We start from the raw sequence: 23,866 nt of genomic DNA on the forward strand, positions 1-23,866 counted from the left end.
ACCTCTGTGTCGCGTGGTGAGCGATCTTGGTCGGGCGGACGGTATTCTCGCGGTCGCCCTCAACGTCGTCCGCTGAGGGCATTCGTCTGTTCACGGAAGGGGGCTGGGGGATCTCGTGACCCGGGCCGAGGTGCAACCGGAGTCTCAGGCGACCTCTTCGGCGCGACCGCTGCGCGACTGGCAGCGCCGTGCGCTGACGAAGTACCTGGCCCGCCGCCCCAAGGACTTCCTCGCCGTGGCGACGCCGGGCGCGGGCAAGACGGTCTTCGGCCTGCGGGTCGCCGCCGAGCTGCTCGCCGACCGCACGGTCGAGCGGCTCACGATCGTCGCCCCCACCGAGCACCTCAAGCACCAGTGGGCCCAGTCGGCCGCCGCCGCGGGCATCCCGATCGACCCGAACTTCACCAACTCGATGGGCCAGACCTCCACCGACTACGTGGGCGTGGCGGTCACCTACGCGCAGGTCGCCGCCCACCCGAGCCTGCACCGCGTGCGCACCGAGCAGCGCAAGACGCTGGTGATCCTCGACGAGATCCACCACGGCGGCGACGCCAAGAGCTGGGGCGACGCGGTCCGGGAGTCCTTCACCCCGGCCGTGCGCAGGCTGAGCCTGACCGGGACCCCGTTCCGGTCCGACGACTCGCCCATCCCCTTCATCGACTACGAGCCCGACGGCGCGGGCTTCCTGCGCAGCAAGGCCGACCACACCTACGGCTACGCCGACGCCCTGCGCGACGGCGTCGTCCGCCCGGTGATCTTCCTGGCCTACTCGGGCGAGGCGAGCTGGCGCAACAGCGCGGGCGAGGAGTTCACCGCCCGGCTGGGCGAGCCGCTGACCGCCGAGCAGACCGCCCGGGCCTGGCGCACCGCGCTCGACCCCGACGGCGAGTGGATCCCCGCGGTGCTCGGCGCCGCCGACATGCGGCTCAACCAGCTGCGCGAGGGCGGCGTCCCGGACGCGGGCGGCCTGGTGATCGCCTCGGACCACCTCACGGCGAAGGCGTACGCCAAGATCCTGCACACGCTGACCGGCGACGAGCCGACCCTGGTGCTCTCCGACGACCCGAAGGCCTCCGGCCGCATCGCCGAGTTCGGCGAGTCGACCGACCGCTGGATGGTCGCGGTCCGCATGGTGAGTGAGGGCGTCGACGTGCCGCGCCTCGCTGTCGGGGTCTACGCGACCAGCGCGTCCACGCCGCTGTTCTTCGCCCAGGCGATCGGCCGGTACGTGCGCGCGCGCAGACCGGGGGAGACGGCGAGCGTGTTCCTGCCGTCGGTCCCGGTGCTGCTCGACCTGGCCAGCCAGCTGGAGGCCGAGCGCGACCACGTGCTGGGCAAGCCGCACCGGGAGAAGGAGGGCTGGGACGACCAGCTCCTCGCCGACGCCAACCGGACCAAGGACGAACTCGGCGAGGAGGAGAAGGCGTTCACCTCGCTGGGTGCCTCCGCCGAACTCGATCAGGTGATTTTCGACGGCTCGTCGTTCGGCACGGCCGCGTTCGCCGGGTCCGCCGAGGAGCAGGAGTACCTCGGGTTGCCGGGTCTCCTCGAACCCGACCAGGTGCGCGCGCTGCTGCGAAAGCGGCAGGACACCCAGCTCGACACCCGCTCCAAGCAGGCCGCGGCCAAGGGGCCCGCGGAGCCGAAGACGGTCAAGCCGCAGAGCGTGCAGGAGCGCCTCGCGACGCTGCGCAAAGAGCTGAACGCGCTGGTGGGGATGGCCCACCACCGCACCGGCAAGCCGCACGGGATCATCCACGGCGACCTCCGCCGCACCTGTGGCGGACCGCCCACCGCGATGGCCACCGTCGAGCAGCTCGAAGAGCGAATCGCGACGCTGCGTTCCTGGTAGTTCTCCCGCCGGTAGTCCCGCTCCGCCGTCCCGCGGATGTCGGGTCCGTTGCCAAAACGTGTCCGTGAATGTGCACTGAATCGATCCAGTGTGGTTCACATCACCGCAGGGTTCGGCATATGTTGTGAGCCGCAACATTTACCTCAGACGGTTGCCGCCCGGGCCCTGGCGGTGCGTCGACGGATTCGAAAGGGACGACCGAATGCGCAGCAAGACGCTGGCTCTGTTCGCCGCTGGTGTGGGTGTCTCCCTCGCCATGACGGCCTGTGGTGCCAATCAGGAAACTCCGTCGGGCGGCTCAGGGCAGCAGACCTCGGCAGCTCCGGCGGGCGGGATCAAGGTGGGTGTGATCCTGCCCGAGACCGCCACCTCGGCTCGCTGGGAAGGCTTCGACAAGCCGATGCTCGAAGCGGCCATGAAGGCCGAGGGGCTCGCCCCGGACATCCAGAACGCCCAGGGCGACGTGCAGAAGTTCTCCACCCTGGCCGACGGGATGATCAGCCAGGGCGTCAAGGTCCTGGTCATCGCGGCGATCAACAGCGAGGTCGGGGCGGCGGTCGCGGCCAAGGCCAAGGCCCGCGGCATCCCCACGATCGACTACGACCGGCTCAACCTCGGCGGCAGCTCCGAGTACTACGTGTCCTTCGACAACGTGAAGGTCGGCGAATTGCAGGGGCAGGGCCTGGCCACCGCGCTCAAGGACAAGCCGGGCGCGCAGGTGATCGAGATCGAGGGCGCGCCGACCGACAACAACGCGACGCTCTTCCACGAGGGCCAGCAGAAGGTCCTCAAGCCGCTCTACGACGCGGGCACGCTCAAGCTGGTGCGCAGCCAGGCCATCGACGGCTGGGACAACCAGAAGGGCGGTGTCACCTTCGAGCAGATCCTGACCGGCAACGGCGGCAAGGTCGACGGCGTCGTCGCGGCCAACGACGGTCTGGCAGGCGCGGTGATCACCGTGCTGCGCAAGAACGGCCTCAACGGCAAGGTCCCGGTCACCGGCCAGGACGCCACCCCGGACGGCCTGATGGCCGTGCTGCGCGGCGACCAGTACATGACCGTGTTCAAGCCGATCAAGGACGAGGCCGAGGGCGCGGCCAAGCTCGCCGCGGCGCTGGCCAAGGGGGACAAGGCGGCGGCCGACAAGATCGCCGGACAGTCCAGTGAGGACACCAAGGGCAGCCGCACGGTCAAGTCGCTGCTGCTCGAGCCGAAGCTGACCACCAAGGACGGGGTCAAGGAGGTCGTGAGCCAGGGCTACGTCAAGGCGAGCGACATCTGCGGCGGCGAGCTCGCCGCGGTCTGCACCCAGCTCGGTATCAGCTAGTTCGACCACCAGCCCCGGCGCGGCAGAAGTGCCGCGCCGGGGCCCGGCTAGGAGACCTCTCCATGAGTGAACCGATTCTCGAAGTGACGGGGCTGAATAAGAGCTTCGGACCCGTGCATGTGTTGCACGACGTGGATTTCACCGTCCGCGCGGGCGAAGTGACCGCCCTCGTCGGCGACAACGGCGCCGGTAAGTCCACTTTGGTCAAATGCGTCGCGGGCATCCACCCGATGGACTCAGGTGTGGTGCGCTTCAACGGCGACCCGGTGTCGGTGCACGGACCGCGTGACGCGGCCAAGCTCGGGATCGAGGTCGTCTACCAGGACCTCGCGCTCGCCGACAACCTCGACATCGTGCAGAACATGTTCCTCGGCCGCGAGCGCGGCGGACCGTGGCTGCTCGACGAGGCATCGATGGAGAAGGCCGCGCGCGACACCCTCGCGTCGCTGTCGGTGCGCACGGTCAAGTCGGTGCGCACACCCGTCTCCTCGCTCTCCGGCGGCCAGCGCCAGACCGTCGCCATCGCCAAGGCAGTGCTCTGGGAAAGCAAGGTCGTGCTCCTCGACGAGCCGACCGCCGCGCTCGGCGTGGCGCAGACCCGGCAGGTGCTCGACCTGGTCCGCAGGCTCGCCGAGCAAGGCCTCGGCGTCGTGCTGATCAGCCACAACATGGCCGACGTGTTCGAGGTCGCCGACCGGATCGCGACCCTCTACCTGGGTCGCATGGTCGCCGAGGTGCCGACCCGCGAGGTCACCCACGGCCAGGTCGTCGAACTGATCACCGCCGGCCGCTCGGGCGATCTCGGCCTCGCCCGCCCCGAGACCGCAACCGTCTGAGGATTCCCATGACCAACCAGCCTGTCGCCGCCAAACCTGACTCCGGCGGCGCCATCTCCGACTTCGGCATCGACACCACCACCCAGTCCACCGGCGAGGCGGTGCGTGACTTCTTCGTGCGACTGCGCTCCGGCGACCTCGGGTCGATGCCCGCGGTGCTCGGCCTCGGCGCGCTCGTCCTCTACTTCTGGACCCAGTCCGAGAGCTTCCTGACGCTGGACAACACGGCGAACCTCATCGCCCAGGGCTCCGGCAAGATGATCATCGCCATGGGCCTGGTCTTCGTCCTGCTGCTCGGCGAGATCGACCTGTCCGCGGGCACCGCGTCCGGCGTCTGCGCGGCGGTCATGGCCATGCACTACGTGCGCTCGGGCAACCTCGTCGGCGGGATGGGATCGACGGTCTTCTACGTCTTCGTCGGCGGCATGCTCGTGGCCGCGGTGCTCGCGGTGATCATGCGGATCTGGGCGGGCGCCGTCTTCGCCATGGTCGCCGTCACGATCGCGATGCTCGGCGTGGGGCCGAACCCGTGGATCGAGATGCTGCTCGCCCTGTGTGTCGGCACCGCGATCGGTGTGATCACCGGGTTCCTGGTGTCCAAGATCGGCATGCCGTCGTTTGTGGTGACGCTGGCGCTGTTCATCACCTGGCAGGGCGTGATCCTGCAGTTCATCGGCCAGGGCGGCGTCTTCGGCATCGGCACCCAGCCGGTCCTGTTCTCCGTCGCCAACGGCAACCTGTCGGTGCTCGGCAGCTGGATCCTGTTCGCGGTCGGCATCGTCGGCTACGCCGGCGTGGTCCTCGGCGAGCACTACATCCGGGTCAGCAAGGGCCTGGTCACCGCACCGACCCCGATCGTGGTCGGCAAGGTCGCGGCGGTCACCGTGATCGCCGCGCTCGCGACGTTCGCCTTCACCCTCAACCGGTCGCCCAACGACTTCGTGGTGATCGAAGGTGTCCCGTACGTCGTGCCGATCGTCCTGGTGCTGCTCGTGATCGGCACCTACGTGCTGAACCGCACCCGCTACGGCCGCCACATCTACGCCGTCGGCGGCAACGCCGAGGCGGCCCGGCGCGCGGGCATCAACGTGCCCAAGATCCGGGCCAGCGTGTTCGTGGTCTGCTCATCGGTGGCCGCGCTCGGCGCCATCGTGTACTCATCGAAGGTGGGGTCGGTCGACCCGCAGGCGGGTGGCCTCAATACGCTCCTGTTCGCCGTGGGGGCGGCGGTCATCGGCGGGACATCGCTGTTCGGCGGACGCGGGAAGATCATCCACGCGGTCATCGGCGGCCTGGTCCTCGCGGTCGTGGAGAACGGGCTCGGCCTGCTGCAGCAGCCCGCCGCGGTGGTCAACATCGTGACCGGTCTCGTGCTGCTGCTCGCGGCGAGCGTCGACGCGCTGTCACGGCGGCGGGCCGCGGTGGCGGTCAGGTAGGGGAGGCGGCAAGGGAGGCAGCACGGTGAGCACACCCACGGCGGGCGCACGGCCCGACGAGGTGCGCAGGCACAACCGCACCGCGCTGCTGCGCCGCCTGCACGTCGACGGGCCGAGCACCCGCGCCGAGCTGGCGACCGAACTCGGCCTCAACCGCAGCACGATCAAGGCGCTGGTCGACGGGCTGGCGGAGTCGGGCATCGTGCTGGAGCGGGTGCCGCGGGCGCGGTCCGGCGCGGGCAGGCCCTCGCTGCTCGTGCTGCCGCAGCCGCAGGCCGCCGTGGTGCTCGCGGTCGACATCCGGGTCGAGCAGGTGGCGATCGCGCTGGTCGGCCTGGGTGGGGAGATGCTCGGCCGCAACCGGTGGAACCTGCACCGGCGCTCCGGCGAGCCCGACGAGGTGATCACCCACATCATCGAGTCGACCCGGGTGCTGGCCGACGAGCTCGACCTGAAGATCTACGGCGTGGGCGTGTCGGTGCCCGGCGTCGTGCGGCGGTCCGACGGCTTCGTCCACGAGGCACCCAACCTGCGCTGGCGCGACGTCCCACTGGGCGACCGGCTCCGCGCGACGCTGGGCGTGCCGGTGCGCGTGGCCAACGACGCCGAGGTCGGGGCCCTGGCCGAACACCTGCGCGGCGCTGCGCGGGGCTCGCTCGACGCGGTCTACGTCTCCGCCGACATCGGGATCGGCGGCGGGGTGATCTCCGACGGCTCGGCGCTGCGCGGCACGGGCGGGTACGTGGGCGAACTCGGCCACATGATCATCAACCCGACCGGCCGCGACTGCCACTGCGGCAGCCGGGGCTGCTGGGAGACCGAGGTGGGGGAGCTGGCCCTGTGCCGGGCCCTGGCGCTGTCGGAGGGGACGCCCCGAGGGGTCGTCATCGCCGAGCTGCGCGGCCTGCGCGCCGACGAGGTCGGACCGCGCCTCGGCGAGTTCCGCGAGTGGCTGACCCTGGGCCTGGTCAACATCGTCAACGCGTTCAGCCCGGAACTCGTGGTGCTCGGCGACCTGTTCACCGCGCTGCCGCCGTCGCTGATCGCGGCGGTGGGGGCCGAGGTGGGCAAACGCAGCCTGGTGTCCCGCGCGATCGGCGGCACCCGCGTCCAGGCGTCGACACTGGGCACCGACGGCAAGCTGGTCGGCGCGGCCGAGTTGGCGTTCGAGCCGGTCCTCGACACGGTCTGAGACAGCGAACGGGCGGCACCCCGCTGGGGGTGCCGCCCGTCCTGGACGAGATTCAGGGCGCGGGATCAGCCCTTCTGGAGCTCGGCCGCGATCTCGCGCAAACGATCCTCGTGCGCGCGAGCGTGGTGGCCGCAGAACAGCAGCTCTCCTCCGGAGGGAAATACGGCGCGAACCTGTGCGGCGGCGCCGCATCGGTCGCAGCGATCGGCAGCGGTCAGCTCGGGGCGGGTGAGCGTCGTTGTCGTCATGGGAGTTCTCCCTCCGTCCCGGTGCCGGGTGAACCCGGCACCATCATCGGCCGTGGACTCGGAGGCTGAGAGCTCCACCGGTTCACGATTCCTACTCTTACAGACGCGCGGAGGAATAGCAGTGTTCCCGCGCCCACATAGCAATCGAGTAACCCTTGATTAACCCGGTTGGCCCAAGCTCAACCCTGTTTTTGTAGGTTTAACAGGCGTTCTGTCCCCGCGGATCGGGGCGTGGAGACCCGCCCCGGCCACCCCGTGTTCACCACGGGCGAACGCCTAATGTGACGTGGTGCACACTGCGGCATGGCGCCAGCTCCGCCGGCGCGGCTCGGTCGCTTTGATGGTGACGTTTCGGGGGTCCCGCACGAACACTGCCAACTTCGATGGCGTGTTCGTGCGGGACCCCCGAAACGTCACCGCGGCCTCGCGGGTGTTGCTTGACATCGAGCGGCGATACGCAGAGCCGTTGCGGTGGACTGCCACGCTCGGTCGAGAGCCGTCGCCGGGGCGGGCGACTTGCCCGACGTGCGGCCGCTCGGGCCGGGCGCGGGGATCGTCAAGGACTACGTGAAGTCCCGGAAGCATGACTGGGACACCGCCTGCTTTGTCCCCGATCTCGCCGATCGCGGGGGACTGAGGGCCGTGGTCGACGCCTTCCGTGCGCTCCAGGGCGAGTTTCTGGCGGGCGGGATCGTCGTGCGGGCGTTCGAGCGTTTCGTGGGCCCTGAGGCGCGCGTCTGGTGGCTCGACGGGCAGCCGGTTCACGTCGGCCCGCACCCCGACACGCCCGGCGCGAGGGTGGAGCCCGACTTGGCGGGTATCGCCGAGCTGGTCGCGAAACTGGACTGCCGGTTCGTCACCACCGATGTGGTCCGCCGTGCCGACGGCGCGTGGCGGGTGGTGGAGGTCGGCGACGGGCAGGTGAGCGATCGGCCGGCGACCCTCGATCCCGAGGTTCTCATCGGCGCGCTGACCCCGGACAGGGTGCAGCCCTCGGGCCGTTTCCCGACCGCCGCGGACGGTCGGGCCGGGGAGGACTGATTCCCGGGGGCCCGAGGGCTGGGTGACTGCCTGGTATTCGCCGACCACACGCCGCGCCTACGGGGACTGACGTCGGTCAGCCCGGCCGTGTGCGAGCCGGCTACCATCTCCTCGATGGGCGGTCCTAGCGGACAGCCACCTCACGAGTCCTCTGAGACTTCACCGTTGGACCACCTCCTCTCTCGTGTACGGCGACCGTAAAGTCTCCGGCCGCTTTCGACAACGAGGTTTTGTATCTCCCCCATTCGGGTCACTGATAAGGTCCCGACGCACACGCAGCGTGGGGTTGGTTCACACACGTGGTTGACCGGAGTCGGCTGATCGGGCGCGGAGGGGACCTTGCGGAACCAGCAGGACCAACCCCGAAGAATCGCGCTCGGCGTCGTCATCGGAGCCGCGGCCGCCGCGCTGTTCTACGAGGGTCTGATCTCCGGCCCGGTGCTGCGCGCGCCCGCCGAGGCAGCGCCGCGGGTGGTCACCGACGAGGCCGACGAGGACCCGGCGGGCCGGGCGACGCCCCCGGAGCAGACCGGCACCACCACGATGCTGAGCACGTCGACGTCGACCACCACAACCACGACGACGACCACGACAACGACGACCACCACCACCGCCCCCGGGTCCACGACCACGGCCGTGTCGACGACGACCACCACGCCTAGGCCGAAGCCGACGACCACCACGCCCCGGGCGACAACGACCACCCAGCGTCCGACCACCACCACGACGAGGCCGGACGAGTGCTGGCTGTTCTGGTGCTGACCGCTCAGCCGGTGGGTCCGGGCTGGCACTTCGGGCAGAAGTAGGCGACCCGCTCGCGCACCCCGGATCCCTGCGTCCCGGCCACCACCCGCGATCCGCAGCGCAGGCAGCCGGACCGGGTGCGGCCGTAGACCCACAGCCGCCGGTCCCGCCGAGGATCCCCGGTGGTACACCGGTCCGGGGTCATTTTGTTGCGTTCCAACAGGTCTCGACTCAGCTGGACCGCGCGTTCGCTGTCCACATCGGACACGGGGGTCCACGGCGAGACGCCGAGCAGGTGGCAGATCTCGGCTTTGAACACGTTGCCTATCCCCGCCATGACCCGCTGGTCGAGCAGCGCGAGTCCGATCTCTCGCCCGGGTTCGGCGGTCAGCCGGGCGAGCGCCTCGGCCGCGTGCGCGTCATCCCAAGCTGGGTCGAGGAGATCCGGGCCGAGGTGTGCGACCAGTCGGCTTTCCTCGGCGGTGGGCACCAAAGCCATCTCGTGCAACAGGAACCCGACCGCCTGGTGCTCGTCAGTGGTGAACACGGCGCGGGCTTGGTGGGCGGGCCGCCGCCAGCGCGCGCCGCGTGGCTGGACCTGCCAGGTGCCGTCGAGACCGAGGTGGCTGTGCAGGCTGAGGTCGCGGTCGAAGCGGAGGAACAGGTGCTTGCCCACGGTGCGCGGCCCGAGGACGGTGCGCCCCTTGAGGTCCACAGTGGACAATCGAGGATGGCGGAGCTCGCCGGTGGTCAGGACGCGATCGGTCAACGCGGAGGCCAGTCGAGCCGCCGCCTGGTAGACGGTGTCGCCTTCAGGCATCAGCGCCCGCCCAAAGCGACCTTCAACCCGAAGGCGAGCAGCACGCTCGCCGCCACCCGCTCGGTCACCCGACGCAGCGCAGGCCTGGTCAGTGCGGTGCGCGCCCGGCCGCCGAACCAGATGAGCCCCGCCTGCCACAGCAGGCCCAGCCCGACATGGATCGCCACCAGCAGCGCCGCCCAGGCCGCGCTCGCGCTGCTCGCGGGCACGAACTGGGGGAGCAGGCTCACGTAGAACACGCCGATCTTGGGGTTGAGCAGGTTCGTCATCAGCCCGGTGCGGAACGCGCCGGATACCGGGACGAATGCCTCGGGTTCCTCTCGGCGCCGCCAAGACCGCCAGAGTCCGGACGCGCCGAGCCATAGCAAATAGGCCGCACCCGCGTAGCGGACGATGTCGTAGGCGAGGGGAGAGGCCGCCAGCAGCGCGGTGAGACCGGCGATGCTCGCCGTGCCCCACACCACGCAGCCCGCGGTGATCCCCATTCCCACGGCGAACCCGGCCCGACGGCCGCCGGACAGGACCGACCGCAGGATCAGCAGGGTGTCGAGGCCCGGCGTGATGGTCAGCAGGAACGCGGCCAGGGCGTAGCCGAGGAGGGCGGCCGAGCTCATTCGGTGACCGCCTCGGCCTCATCGGTCGGCCAGGTGACGGCGTTGTGCCTGCCTCGGCTTCCAGTGCGCAGGACGCGCGCGAGCAGGAGGTTGAACGCCAAGGACACCTCCCGCGCCCCCGGCGTCTGCCACTGGTGGATCGGCATGCACGCGCCCTGTGCCTGCTGGACCGCGAGCCGGTCGGGCAGGGCGACCGGCATGACCAGCCTGCCGAAGCTCTCACGAAGCTCCTGGATGCGGAACTGGTGCTCGTAGGAGTGCGTGCGGACCTTGTTGACCACCACGCCCAGCGCGACCAGGTTCGCGTTGTGCTCGTCGCGGGTGTTCTCCACCGCCTCGAACGCGCGCTGCGCGCCCGCGACCGCGTACATGGTCGGTTCGGTGACCAGCAGCGCGCCCTGGGCCGCGACCAGCGCGGAGCGGGTCAGCCTGCCCAGCGACGGCGGGCAGTCCATCAGCACCAGCTGGTAGGGCAGCTCGCCGTCGGCCAGCAGGTGCCGCAGCTCGGCGAGCGCCCGCCCGAGCTTCTCCAGCCTCCGGGCCCCCGGATCAGGTTCGTTGAGGGTCTCGAGTTCCTCCGAACCGACCATGACGTCGACCTCGCCGTCCCAGGAACTCGGCGCGATCGCGGCCTTGAGGACCGACGCCGTCGGGTTCTCCAGGACGTCGGCGAGTGTCGCCTCGGTCTCGTCCGGGTCGAGTGTCTGTGTCGCGTTGCACTGTGGGTCTAGGTCGACCACCAGCGTGCGGGCCCCGCGCCGCAGCGCGGCCGATGCGAGGCCGAGCACGACCGTGGTCTTCCCCACGCCGCCTTTGAGGCTGAGCACTGCCACCGTTTGCACGCCCTGAACCTTAGAGTCTCTAGAGTTCAATCTCATGCGACCGGATGCCGTACGCCGTGTGCTCGACCTCGAGCTGACCGCTGCCCGCGAGCGGCGCGGCGGCCTAGCGCCGAGGGTGGTCGATGTCGGAGGCGGCAGCGGGGTGTTCGCCGTGCCCATGGCGGCCGCGGGCTGCGACGTCACCGTCGTCGAGCCGAGCCCCAATGCCCTGGCCACGCTGCAGCGCCGGGCCCAGGAGGCCGGGGTGGCCGACCGGATCACCGCCGTGCAGGGCGACAGCGATGCCCTTGACCAGCTGGTGGAGCCCGGTTCGGCCGAAATGGTCCTGGCCCACGGGCTGCTCGAGGTCGTCGATGATCCCAAGGTGACCGTCGCCGCCATGGCCGCCGTCGTGGCCCCGGGCGGCGTGCTGTCCGTGCTGGTCGCGAACAGGTTCGCGGCGATCCTGCACCGTGCGATCTCCGGCAAGCTCGTCGACGCCCGCGCCCTGCTCGACGACCCGGCCGGGGCGATCAGCGGCCCGACCGAGGCGCTGCTGCGCCGCTTCGACACCGAGGGCCTGCGCACCCTGATCAGTGACGCGGGACTCACTGTCGAACTGGTCCAGGGCTACGGCGTCGTCGCCGACCTGGTGCCCGGCTCGGTCCTGGAGAGCAACCCGGGCGCCCAGGAGGCGCTCGCCCAGCTGGAGCTGGTGGCCGCCACGACACCGCCGCTGCGCGACGTGGCGACTCGCCTGCACGCCATCGCCAGGCGCTGACTGTCGGCTCCCTGTGGTTGGCTCAGGGCCATGGGGAGAAGCGGCGACCTGCCCAGGGGGCTGGTCGAGAGATTCAAGGCGCGCGATGGGGAGTGGCCGGACGACACCGGCTGCCCGATGCTGCACGCCGATATGGACGCCTTCTACGCCTCGGTGGAGATCCGCAGGCGGCCGGAACTGCGTGACCGGCCGGTCATCGTCGGCGGGGTGGGCGCCCGGGGTGTGGTGTCGGCGGCCAACTACATCGCCCGCACCTTCGGGGTGCGCTCGGCCATGCCGACCGGCCAGGCCCGCAGGCTGTGTCCGCAGGCGGTGTTCCTGCCGCCGAGCTTCGACCTCTACCAGGAGGTCTCCACCGGGGTGCTGGCGATCTTCCGCGACCTCACCCCACTGGTCGAGCCGCTGAGCCTGGACGAGGCGTTCCTGGATGTCTCGGGTTCGCTGCGCAGGCTGCGCACCACTCCCGCCGCCCTGGGTGCGGAGATCCGCCGCCGCGTCCAGGAGGAGTTCGGCATCACCTGCTCGGTCGGCGTCGGCCCGACGAAGTTCGTCGCGAAACTCGCGTCGGGCCTCGCCAAACCCGACGGCATGCTTGTAGTCCCACGCGACCAGGTCACCGAGTTCCTACACCCGCTGCCCGTCTCGGCGCTGTGGGGAGTCGGGAAGAAGACAGCGGAACGCCTCTTCGACGTCGGCCTGGAAGCGGTCTCGGACGTCGCCGCCACCCCACTCCCGCGCCTGAAGCGCATGCTGGGCGTGGCCCTCGCCGAACACCTCCACGCCCTGGCGAACGGCCACGACAGCCGCGCGGTGGTGGCGGAAACAGCGGAGAAGTCAGTCGGCGCCGAGGAAACCTTCGAAACCGACCACTGGGACCGCGACCTGCTCAAACGCGAACTCCTCCGCCTCTCCGAACGCACCGTGGCCACCCTGCGCGCACGCGGCCTGCGCGGCAGAACGGTCTCGATCAAGGTCCGCTACGCCGACTTCACCACGATCACCCGATCCCGCACCCTCCCCGTCCCAACAGACGTCACGCGCGAGGTCTACCAAACCGCCTGCAAACTCCTAGACGAACAGACCCCACCGGGCGCGGTCCGGCTCATCGGGGTCCGGATGGAACAGCTCGGACAGGGCGAGGGCGGCCAACTGCTGCTGGACACCCCGGAACAGGGCTGGCGGGAGGCCGAACAGGCGGCGGACAAGGCCCGTTCGAAGTTCGGCACGGCAGCCGTTCGCCCAGCCGCCTTACTGGGCGCAAGACCGGAGCGGGCAGGCGCCACGGAACCCAAACCCGCCAAGTCCTAGATAGACCACCCCGATTCGCGACCAGTGGTCCCAGCGCACGGCAGAGCGGGGCCTGGGTGGCTGGGGGTTGCGAGGCGCCAGGGTGCCCAAGGGTGCGGACGATGCCGAGTTGCCGAGGGTGCCGGGCGAGCCGGGCGAACCAAAGGTGCCAGGCGTGCCGGGCGTGCCGGGCGTGCCGGGCGTGCCGGGCGTGCCGGGCGTGCCGGGCGTGCCGGGCGTGCCGGGCGTGCCGGGCGTGCCGGGCGTGCCGGGCGTGCCGGGCGTGCCGGGCGCCGGGCGAGCCAAGGGTGCCGGGCGAGCCAAGGGTGCCGGGCGAGCCAAGGGTGCCGGGCGAGCCAAGGGTGCCGGGCGAGCCAAGGGTGCCGGGCGAGCCAAGGGTGCCGAAAAAGCCGTGGGTGCCGACATGCCAAGGGTGCCAGCACGACAACCACCACCCCCCTAATCGCAATGGGCCAATACCAACGGCCTGTTTGGGTGGTTCGCCTTGATTCGGGGGAAATGGGGCTAAACTCGCGGTGCGGGTGGGCTTTACGTGCCCCGCCTTTTGACCCGCACAGCCCCATTTCGAGGGGTCCCCGAATCAAGGCGAACCACCCAAACAGGCACCCACAGCGCAGCCGGCCGGCCCACAGCCGTACCCGGCACCCGCCCAACATGCCCGAGCAAAGCTCAGACAAGCTCAGGCAGCACCACAGACAACGATCCCCGCACCACAGCCGAAGCCATCCCGTCATAAGGCGTCGGCGACGCGTTGCACAAAACCACGACCGCCCCAGCCCGAGCCGCCAACCCCACCAACCCGGCAGCAGGCTGCACAGTCAACGAACTTCCCACTGCCATCAACAGATCCGCCGACTCCACCACCGCCCGCGCCTCATCCAGCACCGCCCGGTCCAACGCCTGCCCGAACGACACCGTCGCCGACTTGAGAATCCCGCCGCACCGCAAGCAAGGCGGATCAACCTCTCCCGCCGCCACCCGCTCCAGCGCCTCCCGCATCGGCCGCACTTCGGCGCACGACAGGCACACCGTGTCGAAAATCGTCCCGTGCAACTCGATGACCCGACTCGACCCGGCGCGCTGGTGGAGTCGATCGATGTTCTGGGTCACGATCGCGGCCAGCCGTCCACCACGCTCCAGCCGCACTAGCGCCAGATGCGCCGCGTTGGGCTCCGCAGTCCACGCTGGGTGTACCCGCCGGGCCAGCCAGGTCTGTGCGCGCAGCGCCGGATCTCGTTGGTATTCGCGGAGATTCGACATCCGCTGGGCGTCCGGGTTCTTCGTCCAGAGGCCGTCGGGTCCGCGGAAGTCCGGGATGCCCGAGTCGGTCGAGATGCCCGCCCCGGACAGCACGACGATCCGACCCGCCTTCGCGATCAGCTCGCGCGCCTGTTCGGTGCCCACCTGACGATGATGTCACGGGAATACCTGACGATCGCGGACCGCGATTCGGGAATGAAGGCCATTTATCCGGCCACTGACCGAAAATGACAAAGAACCGCGCCCGCTTTTCTCGGCCCTATCGCCTGTTCCGTGGCATGCCGCATCATTGCCGCGGCCTTTGCCGAATAGTCTTGGGAGGGGATCATCCGTGAGAATCACCCGGCGTCGATCGGCGATCATCGGTGTGCTCGTGGCTATCGGAGCGGCGGTGACGCCGAGCGCCCAGGCCGAGTTGCTGGGGATCGCGGTCCCGGTCGACATGGGTTCCACCCAGCTCGGACGCAACGCCTGGGTCACCGATTACGGCGACAGCGGCGTGGTGATCGGGCAGAGCGGCACCGGGCCGGGTGAGACCGACGTGCGGGGCGCGACCTGGAAGAACGGCAAGGTCACCGATCTCGGCCCCGGCGCCAACCCGCTCGCGGTCAACGGCACCGACGTGGTCGTCGGCTACCAAGGCGACTGGAGCGACAAGACCGCCCGGCTGTGGCGTCCCGACGGCACGTCGGTCGACTTGGCTCCGGCGGGCGAAGACTCTGTCGCCGTGGCGGTCAATGACCGCGGTGAGGCGCTCGTGTCGTCGGGCGCGGCCATCGGTGTCTGGCGGCCGAGCGGCGGCTTCACTCCGCTGGCGGTGCCGGGCACCCCTAAACCGCTCGGGCACCTGCCGCAGTACCGCCGGGGTGACATCAACAACCTCGGACAGGTCGCCTTGACCGCCAAGGACGGCGGCCAGGCCTACGCGGTGCGCTGCGACCCCGCCGGGTGCGTTCGCCTGCCGAACCCCGCCGGCCTGTCGATCAACGAAGCCGAAGTGCGCGGGATGAACGACGCCGGCCAGATCGCGGGTGTCATCGAGATCCGGCCGACCTCCGGCAATCCGAACTTCACCGAGTGGCGCGCGGTGCTGTGGCAGGGCGATGAGGTCGTGCTCCTGGACACCCTCGGCGGCGTGGACAGCGGCGTCGCCGGAGGCGAGCACGCGATCAACGAGCGCGGCGAGATCATCGGCCGGGCCCGCACGTCCGGCGGCCCAAGCAAGGCGGTCGTGTGGCGCGGACTTCGCCCGGTGGTCATCGGCGACACCGGGACCAGCCCGTCGGCGATCAACGACAACGGCGACATCGTCGGCACCACCAGCGCGTTCGGCGGTTCGGGTTTCCTGCTCCGCGCGGGGAAGATGACGACACTTCCCGCGTTGCTCCTGGTCACCCCATACCAAGGCCCGACGTCGGTGGCGGTCACCGGGATCACCGACTCGGGCCTGATCGTCGGCACCTGTTCCCGGCCCATCGCGCCGTATCCGTACTACGCGGGCCATCTGCACCGCGCCACCCGGTGGACCCTGCTCTGAGCCACCCCGACGACGAACCCCTATCCCGCACTGATCATCTCGCGCACGGCACTCGTTCGCCCCGAAAACACCACGACGACGCGCACCTCCGGTAATCAACTCGCTACGCCGAGATCACCGGAGGTAGCAGCTGATGAAGTCCTTACGCCGCTTGGCCGCGCTGGGCGCGGGTCTGATCACCACCGCGTCCCTGCTCGTGGCCACCGCGCCCGCCGCGGCCGCGGTCACCGACCTGGAACTGGCGACCCGCTGGGCGCCGATCCACTACCAGGACACCGACTCGTCCGATTACGACGCCGACTACCTGTCCAAGATCGATTTCGATCTCGAGTGGGACACCCTGAACAACTGGGAGCACCAGGACGATGTGCTCTCGCGCATGACCGGCACGGTCTACTACTCGGTCGTGGAGACCTCGACCCACTGGTTCCTCGGCTACGGCTTCTACCACCCGCGCGACTGGGAGGACTTCTCTGACCCTTTCAGTATCTACACGCACGAGAACGACATGGAAGGCGTCGTCCTCACCGTGCGCCGTGACGGGACGCCCTACGGCAGGTTCGAGGCCATGGTGACCGTCGCGCACACCGACTTCTACTCCTACGTCCCCTCCGGCAGCACGTTCACCAGCGGCCGGGAGAACGTCGACGGCACGGTGCCGATGCGGACCTACAACGGTGCGGCGCATCCCACCACCCGCCAGGAGGCGAAGGGCCACGGCGTCTACGCCTGGAACGGCGCCGAGTTCCCCGGCGGCGACGGCGTCGTCTACTACCCGAGCGGCACCGCGGAGGTGCCGTCGAGCGGCAACGACCGCTCCGTCGGCTACCAGTTGGTGAACGTCTTCGCCGCCGACGGCCTGTGGGCGCGTCGCGCGAACGCCGTGACTTTCGCCAGTTACGGCACCTTCCGTGGCGACAACGGCAAGGACAACGCCGCGAACGCCCCGTGGGGCTGGGACGACGGCAACGACGGCAGCGACATCCCGCGCGGCACCATCGCCACCGACCCCGCCTACCTCGTGGCCCAGTACTTCGCCGGGGAGGGCTCCTTCAGCCTCACCTACACCCGAAACTCCTACCGTTAGCGGAGTTTGACGCGCGCGCGCCGGGGGTACACAGCATCCGGATCCGCGCGTGCGAACGCGTCATCGCGAGCGGGGTGGCGGCGCCAGAGCGCCGCCACCCCGCTTCGCCTCGTCCGGCGCGGTACGTTGCCGGATCGGACCAGAAGCGCCAGGAGGAACAAGTGTCAGAGGTCGAGACCAATGCGGCGGCTCACGCGTCGGGAGTGCGCGGCGCCGACGTGCGGGTGAGCGCCGACGCCGAACAGGTGCCGTTGATCCGCTCGTTCGCGGCGGACATCGCGATGCGCCTCGATTTCGATCTCGACGCCATCGAGGACGTGCGCATGGCGGTCGATGAGGCGTGCTCGCTGCTCGTCCGGGCGGCCGTGGCGGACTCGTCGCTGTTCTGCTCGTTCGACCTGCTCGAGGACACGCTGCGGGTGCGGGTGCACGTCGACGCCAAGAGCCCGATGCCGCCGTCGGCGGACCGGATGAGCTGGCAGATCCTGACCGCGCTCGCGTCGTCGGTCACCGAGAACGTCGAGGCGACGGGGGACGGACACCGCGTGTCCATCGAGTTGGTGACCCGCACCGGGGAAGCGGCGGCGCGGTGAGCGAGTCCCACGCCACGCAGCGCGAGGACGCCCGGTTCGACAAGTTGGCCCGTCTCCCCGACGGTGATCCACGTCGGGTCGCGCTGCGCACCGAGTTGGTCGAGGCCTACATGGACCTCGCCCGCAACCTCGCGCGCAAGTTCGACCGCCGCGGCGACCAGCTGGAAGATCTGGTCCAAGTCGCCACGATCGGGCTGATCAAGTCCATCGACCGGTTCGAGCCCACCAAGGGCAACTTCTACGGCTTCGCCATACCGACGATCATGGGGGAGCTGCGCAGGCACTTCCGTGACACCGGCTGGGCCGTGCGGGTGCCGCGCCAGCTCAAGGAGCTGCACGTCACAGTCGCCACGGGCCGCGCCGAGCTCACCCAGCAGCTGGGTCGCGCGCCCAAGCCCAGCGAACTGGCCGACCACCTGGGGCTGACCAGGGAACAGGTCTACGAGACGCTCATGGCGGGCGCGTCCAAGGAGGGCACCTCGCTCGACGCGCGGCTCGCCGAACCCAACGGCGACCGGTTCGGCTACGAGGACGACGAGCTGAACCAGGTCGACAACCGCCGGGCGCTGCAGCCGCTGCTGGCCGAACTCACCGAGCGTGAGCAGAAGATCATCCTGCTCAGGTTCGTCCGCGGGATGAGCCAGGCCGACATCGCCCGTCGCGTCGGCGTCTCGCAGATGCAGGTCTCACGGCTGCTCACGAAGATCCTCGACCGACTGCGCGCGGGCCTCGGCGAGGACAGCATGGTGCGCTGATGGATCAGCCGACCCGAATCTGCCTGCGGCGGTGGGCGATCAGCGCCCGCCGCTCGCCCTCGCCCATCGCGCCCCAGATGCCGTACGGCTCCTGGACGCTCAGGGCGTGTTCGCGGCACTGCTCGAGCACCGGGCAGGCACGGCAGATCGCTTTGGCGCGGGCTTCGCGCGCGGCCCTCGCCGGTCCGCGCTCGGCGTCGGGGTGGAAGAAGACCACGCTGTCGACCCCGCGGCAGGATCCCTTGGTCTGCCATTCCCACTCGGTCGTGACGGGCTTGGGCAGGCGGGTGATCTCGGCCATCGTGACCCTTCCTCGTGGCCCCGCCATCGCGCGGGGAAGTGATCATCAGATACCCGGTGCCCGCATGGACCAAACTGTGCTCAGCGTCCTCACAGTGATCGACGCTGCGAAAAACTCGGTGACAAACCCGAATTACCCGGTCGGAAAGGATCGATAGTGGAGATCAACAGCGAGGGTCTCGACCCGGTGATCGTGTCCGTGGAGGGCGAGGTCGACCTCGCCACGTCGCCCCGGCTCGAACAGGCACTCGACGAGGCGCTCTCGTCCTCCGGCGCCACCGGTGTGTGCGTCGACCTGTCGAAAGTCGAGTTCATGGACTCCGCGGGCCTGCGGGTCCTCGTGGCCGCGCGGCGCCGGGCGGATGGGTCGGGGCTGTCGATGACCCTGCGTGAGCCGCACGACCGAGTTCGCCGAATCATCGAGATCACGGGCCTTGCCGAGGTGTTCGGGCTCGCAAGAAATTCGTGATTCAAGGTCCCCCGGTCGGGGTATCTCAGAGCGAGTGCACCCCCAGACCCACGGGGAGGGTGGTGCGTGGACTCCAGCAAGGGGCGGCGACATGGTGGATGACCGGGCAGAGTTAATCGCCCGCCTTCTGCCGACCACCCGGTCGGCGGGTGAGGCGCGCGACTTCGTCAGCGCCGCCCTCCGGTCCTGGGCGTGCGACGAGGCGCTCACCGCTGACGTCGTCCTCGCCACCTCGGAACTGGTCACGAACGCGATGGAACACGGGCGCGGAGAGATCACCGTGGACCTCCGCCTGCTGGAAAGCCGCGTCCTGCTGCGTGTCCGCGACGAGGGCCCGGGCGCCCCGGTGAGCGGGGACAGGGAAGTCCTGGCCCCGCGCAGCCGGGGCCTCACGATCGTCGAAGCGCTGAGCACGTCCTGGGGCTGGCAACTCGCCCCCGGCGGGAAGTGGGTGTGGGCGGAGTTCCCTTTCGTCCCCGCGAGCGCGCCGGTGCCGTCCGTGCACTCGCGCCCGCCCGCACACCACTGAACACCCTTTCGCGCGACCCTGGCCGGAAAGGTGGATGGGTGGACGCACACCCGAACACGGGCCCGGGCCGCCGCCACAGAAACGGCTGACCTCACCCGCGAAGACATCGTGGGGTTGATCCTGCGTGGATCCGCAGGGCTGTTGATCTCACTCGCGAGGCATGGGTCGATTCTGCGTGGATCCGCAAGGTTGCTGATCTCACCCGCGAGGCATGGGGTTGATCCCGCGTGGACCCGCAAGGCTGCTTACCCCACCGCCAAGGCAAGGGCCGATCCCACGCAAACCATGTAGCCCATGCACCCACCCGCAAACCCAAGGGGCCCAACAGAAAGGCCTGTTTGGGTGGTTCGCCTTGATTCGGGGGGAGAAGGACCTAAACTCGCCCGGCGCGGGGCAGTTTCTTCACCCTGCCCGCTTTACCCGCGCAGGTCCTTCTCCGGGGTCCCCGAATCAAGGCGAACCACCCAAACAGGCACCACCGCCACCAGCCCGCGGCCGAACCAGCCCGCCAGCAGCCCTCCAGCAAACCAGCCCGGCGATCCGAAGCTATTTCCGCGAAGCGATCCCCGTCAACAAATCGTCAGCCGTCCGACTATTGATCACCCGGTCCGCCCCGATCCCACACTCCTCAGCCCGTTCACACCCATAAGGCAGCCAATCCAGCTGCCCCGGCGCGTGAGCGTCAGTGTCGATCGCGAACTGGCACCCGATCTCGGCGGCCAGGCTCAGCAGCCGCCGCGGCGGGTCCAGGCGTTCCGGGCGGGAATTGATCTCCACCGCCACCCCGTACTCGACGCACGCGGCGAACACCGACTCGGCGTCGAAGGTGGACTCCGGGCGGCCTCGGCCGGTCACCAGCCTGCCGGTGCAGTGCCCCAGGATGTCGGTGTGCGGGTTGGCCACGGCGGTCAGCATCCGCTCGGTCATCTCCGCCTTCGGCATGCGCAGCTTCGAGTGCACGCTGGCCACCACCACATCGACCTCCGCGAGCAGCTCATCGGTCTGGTCGAGGCCGCCGTCGAGCAGGATGTCGACCTCGATGCCGGTCAGGATCAGGAACGGCGCCAGCTCCACGTTCAGCTCGGCCACCACCTCCAACTGCCTGCGCAGCCGCTCGGCGCTGAGCCCGTTCGCCACCTTCAGCCGGGGGGAGTGGTCGGTCAGCGCCATCCATTCGTGGCCGAGCGCGATCGCCGCCTCGGCCATCTCCCGGATCGGGCTGCCGCCGTCGGACCAGTCCGAGTGCGTGTGGCAGTCGCCGCGCAGGGCGGCTCTCAGCTGGGCGCCGCCCGCGACCGGTCCCTGTGCGCCCTCGGTCAGTTTGGTGAGGTACCCGGGCTCGCCGCCCGTCACCGCTTCGGTGATCGCGGCGGCCGTCGACTTGCCGATGCCGGGCAGCGCGGTGAGGGTGCCCGCCCGCACCCGCTTGTCGAGTTCGCCAGGGGGCAGGTCGGCGACGATCGCGGCGGCTTTGCGGAACGCGCGCACCTTGTAGGTCGGCTCGCCCGACCGCTCCAGGAACAGCGCGATCTGCTTGAGGGCCGCCACAGGATCCATGAACCCAATTAACCATCGCCAGGCGACACTCGCGACTGTTCCGCCTCCCCGGGCCGCGTTATGGATGCGCTCGGTGGTGACCGTCGTCGAGTCTCGTCACGGTCCCCTTAGGTGCCGGTCGGGCAGAGCGGCGGGTTTGTCCGGTAGGGCCTAGCGTTCGAAGGGCCGAAAGGAGCACCGATGGACATCCCGGCCACCGCGCCTGTCGCCCCGTCCGCGCTGACCGACCTGCTCGACGGACGGTGGGCGCACGTCCGCCGTGACGCCCGCGTCCGGATGTCCGAGTTGCCCGCGCCGCCGGTCGACCTCCCGACCGAGGAGCACCGCGCCCAGGTCCTCGACTCCCTGCGCGCGCTCGTCGCCTCCGGGTACCCGCGCGCCGGGTTCCCCAAGGAGTACGGCGGCGAGGCGGACACCGGAGCCGCGCTCACCGCGTTCGAGATGCTCGGCTTCGGCGACCTGTCGGTCATGGTCAAGGCGGGCGTCCAGTGGGGTCTGTTCGGCGGCGCCGTGGAAGCGCTGGGCACCGAGACCCATCACGAGCGCTACCTGCGCGCGATCATGGACCTCGACCTGCCCGGCTGCTTCGCGATGACCGAGACCGGGCACGGCTCCGACGTCCAGCACCTGCGCACCACCGCGACCTACGACCCGGCCACCGGCGAATTCGTCGTCCACACACCACACGAGGGCGCCCGCAAGGAGTACATCGGCAACGCGGCCCGCGACGGCAGGATGGCCGTGGTCTTCGCCCAACTGCTCACCGGTGGCGAGTCCCGAGGGGTGCACGCGCTGCTGGTGCCCATCCGCACCGAGACCGGCGAGCCGGCCCGCGGCGTGCGGATCGAGGACTGCGGGCGCAAGGCCGGGCTCAACGGCGTCGACAACGGCAGGCTCTGGTTCGACAACGTTCGCGTGCCGCGCGACGCCCTGCTCAACCGCTACGGCGACGTGGCCCCCGACGGCACCTACAGCAGCCCCATCGATGGCGACTCCAAGCGGTTCTTCACCATGCTCGGCACCCTCATCCGCGGCCGGATCAGCGTCGCGGGCGCCGCGGGCAGCGCGACGAAGACCGCGCTGAAGATCGCCGTGCGCTACGCGCAGGTCCGCCGCCAGTTCGAGAACCCGGAGACCGGCGACGAGGTCGTCCTCCTGGACTACCTCGCCCACCAGCGCAAGCTGCTGCCCGCCCTGGCGACCACCTACGGCCTGCACTTCGCCCAGGAGGAACTCGTCACCACCCTGCACGACCGCCGAACCGACGCCGACGACCGGGCGCAGCGCGAACTCGAGTCGCGGGCGGCGGGCATCAAGGCGATCGCCACCTGGCACGCCACCAAAACCGTCCAGACCTGCCGGGAGGCCTGCGGCGGCGCGGGCTACCTGGCGGAGAACCGGCTGCCCGGTATCAAGGCCGACACCGACGTGTTCACGACCTTCGAGGGCGACAACACCGTCCTGCTCCAACTGGTCGCGAAGGGCCTGCTCACCGGCTACCAGCAGCACCTGCACGCCCTCGGCAGCGCGGGCATGGCCCGGTTCATCACCGACCAAGTCCTCGGGACCGTGCTCGAGCGCACCGCCGCCCGCGGGCTCATCGACCGGCTCATCAACGCGGTCACCACCCAGGACGAAGAGACCGACCTGCTGGAGCGGGGCTGGCACCTGAAGCTGTTCGAGGACCGCGAGAAACATGTCCTCGACACCCTCGCCCGCCGCCTGCGCCGGGCGGGGGAGGAGGGCGCGGACTCGTTCGCCATCTTCAATCGTGCGCAAGACCACGTCCTGCGTGCGGCCCGGGTCCACATCGACCGGGTCGTGCTGGAGGCTTTCGTCGCCGCGATCGACCGCTGCACCGGTCCGGCCGTCACACAGTTGCTCGACCGTCTCTGCGACCTCCACGTGCTCAGCAACATCGAGGCCGACCTCGACTGGTTCCTCGGCCACGGTCGCCTCACCACCGCCCGCGCCAAGGCCGTGACCAGCGCCGTCAATGAACTCTGCGCCCATCTGCGCCCCCACGCGGGCACGCTCGTGGAGGCGTTCGCCATCCCGGACAGCATGGTCGGCGCCCCCATCGCGCTCGGTGCCGAACGCGACCGCCAGGACGCGCAGCGCTCGCACGGGGCCCGCGAACTACCCCGTATGGAGGACTCCGAAGAAGCTGTGACACCGTGATCGAGGATCGGGTAGTCCTGGCCAGGAAAGGCCCGTATCCTGGACACTGACACCCCCACTGCGGGGTGCCCGCCGGGTCCGGCGGCAACCGTGATCGCCCGGCGCCCGCGACCGCTGTGCCGGAGGAGGAAAATATGCCACTCTCCGAGCACGAGCAGCGACTGCTCGACCAGATCGAGCGCGCTCTCTACGCCGAGGATCCCAAGTTCGCCTCCACTGTTCGAGGTGCCCGCCTACGCAAGCCGTCCCGACGGCGCAGGCTGCAGGGCATCGCCCTGTTCGTCCTGGGCGTGGCGCTGCTCGTCGTCGGTGTGATGGTGCCGTTCAAACCGGCGGACATCCCGGTGGTGAGCCTGCTCGGCTTCTTGGTGATGTTCGTCGGCGCTCTGCTCACGCTGACGGCCCTGCGACACGGCGGCGACGCCGCGTCCGAAGAGGGCGAAGGCCAGCGTCCGCCAGGCGGCGAGTCCGCCCACCGGCGCAGTTCGTTCTCCCAGCGAATGGAAGAGCGCTTCAAGAAGCGCTTCGACGGCGAGCACTAGCCCGCCTCCCCGGAATTTGAGCTTTGGTCACCTGCC

The 23,866-nt window shown here is 69.9% G+C and carries 24 protein-coding genes; 17 read left to right on the forward strand and 7 right to left on the reverse strand.

The features are described 5' to 3' along the window. The first annotated feature begins 115 nt into the window (after positions 1-115). The 5 genes from C8E96_RS19420 to C8E96_RS19440 all read left to right on the forward strand — a co-directional run bounded on the left by C8E96_RS19420 (position 116) and on the right by C8E96_RS19440 (position 6,643). Positions 116-1,852 carry a DEAD/DEAH box helicase gene (locus tag C8E96_RS19420; RefSeq protein WP_091371517.1) on the forward strand — a complete coding sequence of 579 codons (1,737 nt, stop codon included), beginning with the start codon at positions 116-118 and terminating at the stop codon, positions 1,850-1,852. A gap of 202 nt (positions 1,853-2,054) precedes the next feature. Beyond that, complete coding sequence (locus C8E96_RS19425; protein WP_091371516.1) at positions 2,055-3,179, forward strand: sugar ABC transporter substrate-binding protein; 1,125 nt, start codon at positions 2,055-2,057, stop codon at positions 3,177-3,179. A 62-nt stretch (positions 3,180-3,241) separates the two neighbouring features. Next, positions 3,242-4,015, forward strand: a complete 774-nt coding sequence (locus C8E96_RS19430; RefSeq protein WP_091371515.1) for an ATP-binding cassette domain-containing protein — start codon at positions 3,242-3,244, stop codon at positions 4,013-4,015. A gap of 8 nt (positions 4,016-4,023) precedes the next feature. Further along, positions 4,024-5,451 carry a sugar ABC transporter permease gene (locus C8E96_RS19435; RefSeq protein WP_091371512.1) on the forward strand — a complete coding sequence of 476 codons (1,428 nt, stop codon included), beginning with the start codon at positions 4,024-4,026 and terminating at the stop codon, positions 5,449-5,451. A 25-nt stretch (positions 5,452-5,476) separates the two neighbouring features. Continuing rightward, positions 5,477-6,643 (forward strand): ROK family transcriptional regulator, encoded by a 1,167-nt coding sequence (locus tag C8E96_RS19440; RefSeq protein WP_091371510.1) that lies wholly within the window; start codon positions 5,477-5,479, stop codon positions 6,641-6,643. A 65-nt stretch (positions 6,644-6,708) separates the two neighbouring features. On the opposite strand, the gene C8E96_RS19445 is transcribed toward C8E96_RS19440, so the two are convergent. Continuing rightward, positions 6,709-6,891: a DUF7455 domain-containing protein gene (locus C8E96_RS19445; protein ID WP_091371508.1), complete on the reverse strand. Its 183-nt coding sequence runs from the start codon at positions 6,889-6,891 to the stop codon at positions 6,709-6,711. A gap of 525 nt (positions 6,892-7,416) precedes the next feature. Between C8E96_RS19445 and C8E96_RS19450 the strand changes: the two genes are divergently transcribed. After that, the gene (locus C8E96_RS19450) at positions 7,417-7,932 is read left to right on the forward strand and encodes an ATP-grasp domain-containing protein (protein ID WP_228769774.1); all 516 of its coding nucleotides are present in this window, start codon (positions 7,417-7,419) and stop codon (positions 7,930-7,932) included. Between the two features lie 339 nt (positions 7,933-8,271). Next, positions 8,272-8,694: a hypothetical protein gene (locus C8E96_RS33745; protein ID WP_176926736.1), complete on the forward strand. Its 423-nt coding sequence runs from the start codon at positions 8,272-8,274 to the stop codon at positions 8,692-8,694. Between the two features lie 4 nt (positions 8,695-8,698). On the opposite strand, the gene C8E96_RS19460 is transcribed toward C8E96_RS33745, so the two are convergent. Genes C8E96_RS19460 through C8E96_RS19470 form a run of 3 tightly spaced genes read right to left on the reverse strand, consistent with a single transcriptional unit; the run spans position 8,699 to position 10,952 of the window. Beyond that, entirely contained in the window at positions 8,699-9,496 is a 798-nt protein-coding gene (locus C8E96_RS19460) for a DNA-formamidopyrimidine glycosylase family protein (protein ID WP_091371506.1), read from the reverse strand. Continuing rightward, on the reverse strand, positions 9,496-10,110 hold the full coding sequence (locus C8E96_RS19465) for a LysE family translocator (protein ID WP_091371504.1): 615 nt from the start codon (positions 10,108-10,110) through the stop codon (positions 9,496-9,498). The genes C8E96_RS19460 and C8E96_RS19465 overlap by 1 nt, the downstream gene beginning before the upstream one ends. Next, the gene (locus tag C8E96_RS19470) at positions 10,107-10,952 is read right to left on the reverse strand and encodes a ParA family protein (RefSeq protein ID WP_091371502.1); all 846 of its coding nucleotides are present in this window, start codon (positions 10,950-10,952) and stop codon (positions 10,107-10,109) included. The genes C8E96_RS19465 and C8E96_RS19470 overlap by 4 nt, the downstream gene beginning before the upstream one ends. 34 nt (positions 10,953-10,986) lie before the next feature. On the opposite strand from C8E96_RS19470, the gene C8E96_RS19475 reads away from it, so the two are divergent. Next, the gene (locus C8E96_RS19475; protein ID WP_091371500.1) at positions 10,987-11,712 is read left to right on the forward strand and encodes a methyltransferase domain-containing protein; all 726 of its coding nucleotides are present in this window, start codon (positions 10,987-10,989) and stop codon (positions 11,710-11,712) included. 30 nt (positions 11,713-11,742) lie between these two features. Beyond that, complete coding sequence (locus tag C8E96_RS19480) at positions 11,743-13,020, forward strand: DNA polymerase IV (protein WP_091371498.1); 1,278 nt, start codon at positions 11,743-11,745, stop codon at positions 13,018-13,020. Positions 13,021-13,689: 669 nt separating this feature from the next. Here the strand turns inward: C8E96_RS19480 and C8E96_RS19490 are convergent. Next, positions 13,690-14,424 carry an SIR2 family NAD-dependent protein deacylase gene (locus C8E96_RS19490; protein WP_091371497.1) on the reverse strand — a complete coding sequence of 245 codons (735 nt, stop codon included), beginning with the start codon at positions 14,422-14,424 and terminating at the stop codon, positions 13,690-13,692. A gap of 187 nt (positions 14,425-14,611) precedes the next feature. Here C8E96_RS19490 and C8E96_RS19495 point away from each other — a divergent pair, with 187 nt between their 5' ends. The 4 genes from C8E96_RS19495 to C8E96_RS19510 all read left to right on the forward strand — a co-directional run bounded on the left by C8E96_RS19495 (position 14,612) and on the right by C8E96_RS19510 (position 18,252). Next, positions 14,612-15,817 carry a hypothetical protein gene (locus C8E96_RS19495; protein ID WP_091371495.1) on the forward strand — a complete coding sequence of 402 codons (1,206 nt, stop codon included), beginning with the start codon at positions 14,612-14,614 and terminating at the stop codon, positions 15,815-15,817. A gap of 133 nt (positions 15,818-15,950) precedes the next feature. Continuing rightward, complete coding sequence (locus C8E96_RS19500; protein ID WP_091371493.1) at positions 15,951-16,904, forward strand: hypothetical protein; 954 nt, start codon at positions 15,951-15,953, stop codon at positions 16,902-16,904. A gap of 161 nt (positions 16,905-17,065) precedes the next feature. Beyond that, complete coding sequence (locus tag C8E96_RS19505; RefSeq protein WP_091371490.1) at positions 17,066-17,497, forward strand: ATP-binding protein; 432 nt, start codon at positions 17,066-17,068, stop codon at positions 17,495-17,497. Beyond that, positions 17,494-18,252, forward strand: coding sequence for a SigB/SigF/SigG family RNA polymerase sigma factor (locus C8E96_RS19510; protein WP_091371488.1), 759 nt, complete (start codon positions 17,494-17,496; stop codon positions 18,250-18,252). The genes C8E96_RS19505 and C8E96_RS19510 overlap by 4 nt, the downstream gene beginning before the upstream one ends. A gap of 4 nt (positions 18,253-18,256) precedes the next feature. Here C8E96_RS19510 and C8E96_RS19515 read toward each other — a convergent pair whose 3' ends face one another. Beyond that, the gene (locus tag C8E96_RS19515) at positions 18,257-18,553 is read right to left on the reverse strand and encodes a WhiB family transcriptional regulator (RefSeq protein ID WP_091371486.1); all 297 of its coding nucleotides are present in this window, start codon (positions 18,551-18,553) and stop codon (positions 18,257-18,259) included. Between the two features lie 156 nt (positions 18,554-18,709). On the opposite strand from C8E96_RS19515, the gene C8E96_RS19520 reads away from it, so the two are divergent. Continuing rightward, positions 18,710-19,021 (forward strand): STAS domain-containing protein, encoded by a 312-nt coding sequence (locus tag C8E96_RS19520; RefSeq protein ID WP_166658053.1) that lies wholly within the window; start codon positions 18,710-18,712, stop codon positions 19,019-19,021. Positions 19,022-19,112: 91 nt separating this feature from the next. Further along, positions 19,113-19,550, forward strand: coding sequence for an ATP-binding protein (locus tag C8E96_RS19525; RefSeq protein WP_091371481.1), 438 nt, complete (start codon positions 19,113-19,115; stop codon positions 19,548-19,550). 546 nt (positions 19,551-20,096) lie between these two features. Here the strand turns inward: C8E96_RS19525 and C8E96_RS19530 are convergent. After that, positions 20,097-21,107 (reverse strand): PHP domain-containing protein, encoded by a 1,011-nt coding sequence (locus tag C8E96_RS19530; RefSeq protein WP_091371479.1) that lies wholly within the window; start codon positions 21,105-21,107, stop codon positions 20,097-20,099. A 180-nt stretch (positions 21,108-21,287) separates the two neighbouring features. On the opposite strand from C8E96_RS19530, the gene C8E96_RS19535 reads away from it, so the two are divergent. Continuing rightward, a complete protein-coding gene (locus C8E96_RS19535) occupies positions 21,288-23,288 on the forward strand; it encodes an acyl-CoA dehydrogenase family protein (protein WP_091371477.1) in 2,001 nt (666 codons plus the stop codon). A gap of 134 nt (positions 23,289-23,422) precedes the next feature. Further along, positions 23,423-23,830 carry a DUF3040 domain-containing protein gene (locus C8E96_RS19540; protein WP_091371475.1) on the forward strand — a complete coding sequence of 136 codons (408 nt, stop codon included), beginning with the start codon at positions 23,423-23,425 and terminating at the stop codon, positions 23,828-23,830. The last annotated feature ends 36 nt before the right edge of the window (positions 23,831-23,866 follow it).

The sequence above is a fragment of the Actinokineospora alba genome (assembly GCF_004362515.1).
In the GTDB taxonomy this organism is placed as follows: domain Bacteria; phylum Actinomycetota; class Actinomycetes; order Mycobacteriales; family Pseudonocardiaceae; genus Actinokineospora; species Actinokineospora alba.